An 8761-nucleotide genomic window follows, 5' to 3' on the forward strand; every position below is an offset into this window, starting at 1 on the left:
ATTAAACGATAAGGGAGTAATAGAATGAGGCATGCGAAGATCGTTTGCACTATCGGCCCGGCGAGCCACGATATCGAGGTGATGAGGGACCTGCTCGATGGCGGTATGGATGTTGCGCGCATCAATATGGCGCACGGCAGCTACGAGGACCACGCGGCAAATATAGCCAACATCAGGCAGCTCGAGATGGAATCCGGCAAGCCCATCGCTGTTCTTATGGACCTGGCCGGTCCGAAGCTGAGAATCGGTGATGTCGAAAACGGCGAGGTAATCATCAACGAGGGCGATGATTTTACCGTCACCACGAGGCCGGTAATGGGCACGAACGCTCTGGTCTCGATCAATTACCCCGACCTGCCGCGGGATGTAAAGGCGGGCGATACGATTCTGATCGATGAGGGCCTTATTATCCTTGAAGTGCTCGGCGTGGGGGGCGAGGATGTTCGCACAAGGGTTATCGAGGGCGGTCCCCTTAACTCGAAGCGCGGGGTACACCTGCCGGGGGTTATGGTCAGCCTTTCGCCGCTCTCTGAAAAAGACCGGCTCGACCTGGCCTTTGGCTTGGAGCAGGGCGTGGATTGGATCGGACTTTCGTTCGTGCGCAATTCCGACGACATCAAGCTTCTAAAGGGCCTGGTCGTTGAGGCTAGAAAGCGTGCTAAGATAATCGCTAAGATCGAGAAACAAGAAGCGGTCAAGGATATAGATAATATTCTCGAGGTCGCCGACGGCATCATGGTCGCCCGCGGCGACCTTGGTATCGAGATGCCTACGGAGATGGTACCCCTGGTGCAGAAGGCTATTATCAACAAGTGCATGATCGTCGGAAAACCGGTAATCACCGCAACGCAGATGCTCGACTCGATGATTCGGAACCCGCGTCCGACAAGGGCGGAGGTAAGCGACGTCGCCAACGCGGTGCTCGATGGGACCGACGCCCTAATGCTTTCGGGAGAGACGGCCATGGGGCGTTTTCCGGTTGAAAGCGTTAACATGATGGCGCGCACGATAATAGCGGCTGAGAGGGATTTAAGCTTCTGCATCGACCGGGGTGCGGGCCCCCGTGAACGCGAGCGTCTGAGTACGACCCAGGCGATAAGCAAAGCCACGTGTGAGATCGCCTCAGCGCTGCATGCGACCGCCATCATTACGTCCACGCAATCCGGCGAGACCGCGCGCCAGGTGGCAAAGCACCATCCGGCACAGCCGATCATTGCGATAAGCCCAAGCGACGAGGTCGTCCGTCAACTTAACCTTACCTGGGGCGTCATACCGCTTAAAGTCGGCCCCAGCATCAACCTTGATAATATGTTCGATATCGCCGTCGACGCGCCGCTCAAGGCCGATCTCATAGAAAAAGGCGACCGCGTTGTGATCACAGCGGGTGTGTTCGTCAACGTTCCCGGCACGACCAACTTAATAAAAGTGCACCGCGTTTAAACGCTGGACCGAGTTTCTTTACTATTCCTCTTCCTTAAACCAAGGGATTGTAATAGTATAGATACTTAGATACATGTCTTTAATAACCAACCAGGCGTGTGTCTAAATATCTATACTATATAGTGCACCCGATATGTAGCAGAAGAGACAGCATTGAACGCAAAACAAGCATCCAGCAAGAGTCGCAGAACAAACCAAAGGACAAACCTGAAAGCAGACCCGCGAAAAACCCAGCGAACGGGTCAGCGTAGGGCGAGTAACGTCCGGGTGTTGCGTCCCAAGAAACGAGCGCGCCTCAATTACGGTCGCGTCATCATGCTTGGGATAATCCTCTATTTCATTGTCTGGACCATTTATCCGATTACGTTCCGTGCCCAGCAAGGACAGGAGATCGAATCGTTAAAGAGACAACTTCATGAGATCAATAAGCAGAATAATCAGCTCAGTAAAGACGTGCAATACCTGCAATCAGACGCATATGTGGAGCAAGAAGCCAGATCCCTTGGCCTGTCAAAGCCCGATGAGGAAGTACTTGTAGTCATCCCGCAGGATTCAAAAAAACCTCTTAAGGGAAAAGAAAATGGGGTCGAAAAAAACAGAGACACAGGGCGGCCGGCATCGTTGTGGCAACGAATCGTCGGTGTTTTTACGGGCGTCTTGTAGACGCGGTAATGTCAACTATTGACATTTATCCTCGTAAAATGGGAAAATCTGCTTATTAATTTAAAAAGGAGTTTTTTAAAAACACACGTATGTCTCTGGAAGTTGGAACTATCGTTGAGGGCAAGATTGTAAAGACCACGAACTTTGGCGCATTTGTTGAGTTGATTGGAGGCCAGACGGGCCTCATCCACATCTCCGAAATCACGCACTCCTATGTTAAGGACGTCAAGGATTTCCTCCATGAAAACGAGACGGTAACGGCGAAAGTGGTTGCCATCAAACCCGACGGCAAAATCGATCTCTCCCTAAAACAGCTTGAAGAGCCCAAACAAGAGGAAGTAAGGCCACCTCGTCCTGCTCGTACCTATGAGCGAAGGGAAGGCGGCGAGTCGTTTGAGCGCATGATGAAGGATTTCCTCAGGTCAAGTGAAGAGAAACTGGGAGATATCAAGAGGAACTTAGAAGGCAAACGCACCTAAGCGTTGCTATTATATATCAGCCGAGCTTTGAAGAAGTTAAAAAGTATCCTGCGGGGATGCTTTTTGTTCTTTTCCGCTCAAACCGGAACCGCACCGCTTGGCATATACGTGGTAGAATATATGGCGATGAACGCGATAATCGATAAAAAAGATAAAACAACAGTATATGCGCAGCTTAAACGCGAGCCGCGCGGGCTCAAGAAGGTGGCCGCACGGTGCGCCTTCGGCTGTCCGCAGGTAATCGAGACCGCCACGTTTATAGAGGATGCTAAGCCGTTCCCGACGCTGTACTGGCTCACCTGCCCGCATAAAGTAAAAGCGGTATCCCGCCTTGAAGATGATGGCTGGGCGGAGCGTTTGCGCGAGCGTATCGCAGTCGATAGTGAGCTGTATGAGCGTCTCGAGTGCGCCCAGGAGGACTATAAACTGCGGCGAAGAGCCGGTGCAGGCACAGATATAGATAAAAATACAAGTGTGGCGGGTCATCCGGTGTTTGAAACCGGTGTCGGGGGCGTACATAACTTAAGCGCTGTAAAGTGCCTTCACGCGCACTACGCGCATTACCTGACGGGTGGCAACAACCCGATCGGTGAAATGGTAGAACACGAACTGTCGGAATCAGCCGACCTTGAATGCAAGGAGCCCTGTAATCGGGATGAACGAGATGAAAATCGGCGCGATTGATATCGGGACAAATTCGGTACGCCTCCTGATCGCCGAGAAAAACGGCGGATGGCGTGATATGCGGCGCGAACTCGAGATAACCCGCCTCGGCGAGGATGTAAACCGCACGTGCAGGATCAAGCCGGAAGCTATGGAGCGCACGCTCGCCGCACTTGCCAAGCATAAAGACCTGCTCGAGCGCTATGCAGTAGAGAACGTGCGGGTCGTGGCGACCAGCGCCATGCGCGATGCCGCAAATTCCGCCGATTTCATGGCGATGGTCAAGGAGCGCCTCGGCCTTTCTATCGAGGTCATCCCCGGGGAAGAGGAAGGGCGCCTGACCTTTGCTGGGGTAGCCGGGCCCGGTTCGCTGGTCACTCCCGATGAGCTGGCGCTCGTAGTCGACGTGGGCGGTGGCAGCACGGAATATATTTACGGCAGAAACGGCACGGTATTTGGCTCGACCAGCCTCAACATCGGCTCTGTTCGCCTCTACGAGCTTTTCATAAAGCACGACCCACCGCTGGCCGGTGAACTTGAGAGCGCACGCGAGATGATCCAAACGAGCGCCGGTCCGGTTTTCGAGAAACTTGCCGTTGAAAGCCCCGATGTGGTTATCGCAGTCGCCGGCACGGCCACCCAGCTCGCGGCCATCTACTACGGCGTGGACCCATACGACCCCGAGAAAATCCACGGCTCACGGATAAGCGTTTCCGAACTCTCATCGCTTATCAAGCAACTCGCCGCAATGCCGGTCGAGCAGCGACGGGCGTTAAAGGGCATGCACCCCAAAAGGGCTGATGTTATCGTTACCGGAGCGCTCATCCTCGAGGAAACGCTCTTGGGCCTCGGCTTTCCCGAGATGATCATAAGCGAGAAAGACATCCTCGACGGAATCGCTTACTCGATCGGCTAGGTGTCCGGTCGGACCTTGACTTTATCCCGTGTACTGGGTACATTAGATTAGGATTTTCCACGGGATTTATTGAAATCCCATTCATCAAAAACAAGCCCGAGTGGCGGAATAGGCAGACGCAGCGGACTTAAAATCCGCCGGCCTTTAGGTCGTGCCGGTTCGACTCCGGCCTCGGGCACACTATTTTAGCAGGGAATATATAAAATGCACCGGGAGTAAAAGCCTGGTGCATTTGTGCTTATGTAGCACATTTTCTAATGAAAATTCTAACGACTTTTCGAAAACCGCGTTTTATCACCGAACTACTCCTCATCATAAGAGGCTACTTTTATTCGTTTTGGGGTGTTATTGTAGCGTTTTAAAGTTGATAATACTGTTTATAAAAGTGTTGATAAATATGTTTACTAAAATTGCCGAATAATTCTTATAATGCAAGGGAAACTTATATATTAATGTTGATTTTTAGTTGATATAATAGTAACTATAGTAACTAATTTAGGAGTGTTCTTATGCAACTGGAACCTTTTAGACCCTGGGGGGTCACTTTTGAGCCAGAGCTGCGGTGGAGCGAACTACACCGGGTTCTAACCAATATCGAGGCATATAAATTATCGACCCAGAGGATACCTCTTCCGCCTGATGAGAGAGCACGCCTCGATAAGTTGAATATTATCAGAACGATTCGCAGCACTACAGGCATTGAAGGCAATACGCTTACCGAGGAGGAGGTAGGCGCCGTGCTTGATGCTCCAGAAGGTGAAAGGACTAATCGCTCGCAAGAAGAACAAGAGGTTTTGAACGCGAGAGATGTTCTTGAATTTATAAAAAAAGATGCATCTCAAGAGTCAAAGTGTGTAATTACTGAGGGTTTAATACGCCACATCCACGAGCTGACTACACATGATATTGCTTATGAAAACAATGTGCCTGGGCATTACCGTATGCATGGAGCGAGAGCAGGCAGGTATCTAACACCTGATCCTGAAGAAATCCCTGCTTTAATGGGGCAATTCATAGATTTTATTAATGGTGCCTACATCACGAGAGATGGTTCGCCAGTTGTGAGGGCGATTCTTGCCCATTTTTACCTGGTATCAATTCACCCGTTTGGCGATGGAAATGGTAGAACGTCGAGAGGGTTAGAGGCATATATACTGTACGATGGTGGTTACAATGTCGCGGGTTTCTATTCGCTAGCGAATTTCTATTATAAGAATCGAGATTCTTATATACAGCAGCTCCAAGATGCACGTTTTAAGTATAACGGGAGTCTAACTGAGTTTGTTAAGTTTTCACTGAGCGGTTTTGCCCAGGAGTTAGAGAGCGTCGAGGACGAAATACTTAAATTTGTTAAAAAGCAGATGTATAAGAATCTGGTGCAAGAAGGCATCGAGCTTGGCATTCTTAACCACAGACAGTACACTTTACTTCGTTTCTTGCTCGACCAGCAAAACATGACGATAACGACTCGTGATATATTAAGTCAAAGGCATCCGCTTGCTATAATATGGAAAGAGATATCAAAAGCTACCCTATATAAAGACCTTCGTCAGTTGAAAAACATGGGGCTTCTTGTGCAAGAAGGGAAAATACTACGTATTAACCTCTCGCTTATGGATCGATTTACTTAGTACCAGGAAAGACGGAGTACTTTAGCATCTATAGTAAATAAGGATTATAGAAATCGAAAACCCTGTGAGCAAAGCCAGCCACAGGGTTTCAAAGTCGCATTGATTCCCATGTACTTGAAACCCTTGAAACCTATGTAACCTAAAACCCTCGCCGTTCAGAGAGTTCTCTTTTAGCGTTTAAATATATCTCACTATCTATGCCGTGCTTTTCGCCAAGGTGCTTAACCTTAAAGATACTGTCGCTCACTTTTGAGGCTGCTTTCTGCTTAGCATCTCGCTCGAGCTTTACGTAATACTTCGCAGTGGTTGATATATTCGAGTGACCGGCCAGCTTTTGCGTAATGAACTGATTCTCGTTTACCACCGCTGAGATCGAACAGAACGTATGGCGCAGGTTGTGAAAAGTGATCTTCTTATCGCTAGGGATTATCCCTTTATCTTTGGCCGCTTTTACTGCATTCCTGAACCACCGCGTTATCCTGTCAGCATCAACAGGGTTTCCATCCTCCAAAGGGAACAGCCAGCCATCCCCGGACGTTGGAGCGTTCTTCTCATATTCCAGTAAAGCAGCCTTTAAATCATCGACCATCGGCGCCTCACGGGTCTTATTGTTTTTCGGTAGGCATACCTGGCCTTTATAAAGGTTTCGCTCGATACTAACGATGTTCTCCTTAAAGTCGATATCGGACCATTTTAACGCGCGGATCTCTGAAAGGCGCATACCGGTAGTGACCGCAATCATCAAGAATACCTTAAACACACCCTCGGCGTTATCAACTAGCCCGCGCAGCTCTGGTATGGAAAGCGTTTGCGGCTCGTGGTTCTCTATAGAGGGCTTCTCGATGTTAGCGCAAGGGTTCGAGCGAAGGATATTAAGCACGCAGGCAGCTTTAAAGATATTGCTTAGCACAACCAAGTGGTACTGTATTGTTCTATTTGACAAACGGCCTTCTTTTATAAGGTTGGCCTTGTACCTTAGAACCATGGCTGGGGTAACTTTTTCAACCCTTTGCGCACCAAAGAAGGGAATTAAATGCTCTCTCGCAATCATACTGTAAGAAACAACCGTCGATGGCTTGAGTTTGCGTGACGCGATATACTCCCCTAGCCAGGTGTTATCGGTAAAGTCCTTAAATGTCTGCTTTGTGGGTGGTGTATAGGTATTGTCGTCAATCGCGCGGATTATCTCTTTTAACTTTTTCTCGGCTTCCATTCTCTTTGTCGTTTCTGCTGAAACCCACTTCTGCTTTTTTGTAATCGGGTCCGTGTAAACGCAGTACCACCGATCACCTTTTTTCTGCACTGAACCTAACATAGTTTCAACCTCCTTTGGTCCCCTATAGACTTTGCAACCCTTGAAACCGAAAAGCTATAAGCCGATCCAAACTACTCTTTAAGCTTATCTTGACCTGGCTCTAGTTCTATAATAGAATAGATTGAGTAATGATGTCAACTGATGGCAACTAATGACATAGCGTTTAGGGAGATAACCATGCGATATTTAACACTTGATCAGGTAGCAGAGACATTGCAAGTAAGTAAGCGCTCTATTTATAGATGGATCGAAAAACGTATATTGCCAGCAATCAAACTTGAGGGCTCCTACAGAATATCGGAAGAGGATCTAAATAGGTTTCTGGAGGAGAGGCGTGTATAAAAAGGATCTCGAGGAGTACAAAGGAGATACTGACCATCTAATAAGGTGCCTGCAGATTGCTTCTGAGTTCAGAGAGCTTGAGAATAATACCCAAGATAAGCTAACGCCAGAACTTCGCAGAAGACTCTGGCAAATGTGGATCAATGACTTCTTCATTTTCGAAGGCGATGAGAGAGCTGCACAATTCTTTAGTGAACGCTCCTTGTTAACCATTGAGTTTTGGTACAACGCTATATTGTTAGGAGAAGAGGCTAACGGCAACTACGATGAGGGATACAATGAGAAGATTGAGTGCCTATGCCTTCAGCACCATGCCGGTTTAATAGACCTGGAGTGCTCTATTTTTGATGTTACCCTTGAGCATAAGGCGAATGCCATACATAGGATTAACCCTGCAGAAAATAGAGAAGCCGCTGATCATGTTGTCAGAGAAGCATTCAAAGGTCTGGATACAGCTCCTAATCTTGGCAAGTTAGTAAGTCTAGCCAAAAACATTATCGAGAAGAAGATACCTCGGCACAAGCGGTATCTCGAGAAAGAAAAACCATATGGCGAAGAAAGACCAGTGGATTCTCAGCTTATGAATGAACTATTACAGCCTCGAAGCCAAGGTAATATGATTAGCTATGAGATTGAGTGGTCGTCCATAAGAGAGGAAGGTAAGCAGGAACTCTATTCGTATTATGAGAAAACTTTTCAAGGGCAAAAGCCAGAGAACTTCAAGAAGATTACTGAGTTTGTCATTGAGAACTTACGCAGACCCTCGGATAGTGAAGCAGCGACAATGCATGTTTCGCCTAGAACGGTTGATCGCTGGGTACAATCCCATAAACAAGAACCGCTAAAATCCTTACTGCAAGCCACGTTTACCCCTCAGTAAAAATATTTCTAAAAAGTTATAAATAATTGGCGCTTTTTGCCCTTCCCCGATCGGTTATAGATGAGAGCACTAATATAAGGAGGTTTGACTTGGCACAAATCACACTAGAGATTACCAACACTGGGATTAAGCGCATCAAGGCTGAAGGCGCGACAGCTGAAGAACGTCTTAGTTGTCTTGTCTTTATGCAAAGGTTGCTTCCTGCCTTTGAGCGTTTCGAGCCTATCCTACAGGAGTATCTAACTAAGGAAGGTGGGATAGAAAAAACATAGGGTAGAACAGAGTACAAAGAAGTTAATAGGTAAGCGAGAACGCACCTGCGTTCTTTTTTTATTGGCGCGCCCAGCTAAGCTGGGCCGCACTTGCGGGTGAAAGTCCCGTTCCGGTAACCACCAAGGGGCCGGATAGCTAATCCCGGTGCGTCGCAGTAAT

At 48.3% G+C, this 8761-nt stretch carries 10 protein-coding genes and 1 tRNA gene; 10 read left to right on the plus strand and 1 reads right to left on the minus strand.

Annotated features, from left to right (window positions below):
• Nucleotides 1–24: 24 nt before the first annotated feature.
• The 7 genes from pyk (at nt 25) to ACYC56_RS08650 (ending at nt 5792) form a co-directional block, all read left to right on the plus strand.
• Complete coding sequence (gene pyk / locus ACYC56_RS08620; RefSeq protein ID WP_461373777.1) at nt 25–1440, plus strand: pyruvate kinase; 1416 nt, start codon at nt 25–27, stop codon at nt 1438–1440.
• A gap of 153 nt (nt 1441–1593) precedes the next feature.
• A complete protein-coding gene (locus ACYC56_RS08625) occupies nt 1594–2103 on the plus strand; it encodes an FtsB family cell division protein (RefSeq protein WP_461373778.1) in 510 nt (169 codons plus the stop codon).
• A gap of 89 nt (nt 2104–2192) precedes the next feature.
• Nucleotides 2193–2582 (plus strand): S1 RNA-binding domain-containing protein, encoded by a 390-nt coding sequence (locus tag ACYC56_RS08630; RefSeq protein WP_461373779.1) that lies wholly within the window; start codon nt 2193–2195, stop codon nt 2580–2582.
• 27 nt (nt 2583–2609) lie between these two features.
• The gene (locus ACYC56_RS08635) at nt 2610–3266 is read left to right on the plus strand and encodes a DUF501 domain-containing protein (protein ID WP_461373780.1); all 657 of its coding nucleotides are present in this window, start codon (nt 2610–2612) and stop codon (nt 3264–3266) included.
• Complete coding sequence (locus tag ACYC56_RS08640; protein WP_461373781.1) at nt 3238–4161, plus strand: Ppx/GppA phosphatase family protein; 924 nt, start codon at nt 3238–3240, stop codon at nt 4159–4161. Before ACYC56_RS08635 ends, ACYC56_RS08640 begins: the two co-directional genes overlap by 29 nt.
• Before the next feature lie 94 nt (nt 4162–4255).
• Nucleotides 4256–4339: transfer RNA gene (locus ACYC56_RS08645), tRNA-Leu, on the plus strand.
• Nucleotides 4340–4670: 331 nt separating this feature from the next.
• Entirely contained in the window at nt 4671–5792 is a 1122-nt protein-coding gene (locus tag ACYC56_RS08650) for a Fic family protein (protein ID WP_461373782.1), read from the plus strand.
• A gap of 139 nt (nt 5793–5931) precedes the next feature.
• Here ACYC56_RS08650 and ACYC56_RS08655 read toward each other — a convergent pair whose 3' ends face one another.
• Nucleotides 5932–7107, minus strand: coding sequence for a tyrosine-type recombinase/integrase (locus ACYC56_RS08655; RefSeq protein ID WP_461373783.1), 1176 nt, complete (start codon nt 7105–7107; stop codon nt 5932–5934).
• A gap of 177 nt (nt 7108–7284) precedes the next feature.
• Between ACYC56_RS08655 and ACYC56_RS08660 the strand changes: the two genes are divergently transcribed.
• From ACYC56_RS08660 to ACYC56_RS08670, 3 genes are all read left to right on the plus strand, one after another.
• Complete coding sequence (locus ACYC56_RS08660; RefSeq protein ID WP_461373786.1) at nt 7285–7449, plus strand: helix-turn-helix domain-containing protein; 165 nt, start codon at nt 7285–7287, stop codon at nt 7447–7449.
• Entirely contained in the window at nt 7442–8329 is an 888-nt protein-coding gene (locus ACYC56_RS08665) for a hypothetical protein (protein WP_461373784.1), read from the plus strand. The genes ACYC56_RS08660 and ACYC56_RS08665 overlap by 8 nt, the downstream gene beginning before the upstream one ends.
• An 89-nt stretch (nt 8330–8418) precedes the next feature.
• Nucleotides 8419–8601 carry a hypothetical protein gene (locus tag ACYC56_RS08670; protein ID WP_461373785.1) on the plus strand — a complete coding sequence of 61 codons (183 nt, stop codon included), beginning with the start codon at nt 8419–8421 and terminating at the stop codon, nt 8599–8601.
• Nucleotides 8602–8761: the final 160 nt, after the last annotated feature.

Source organism: Candidatus Aquicultor sp., from assembly GCF_054640775.1.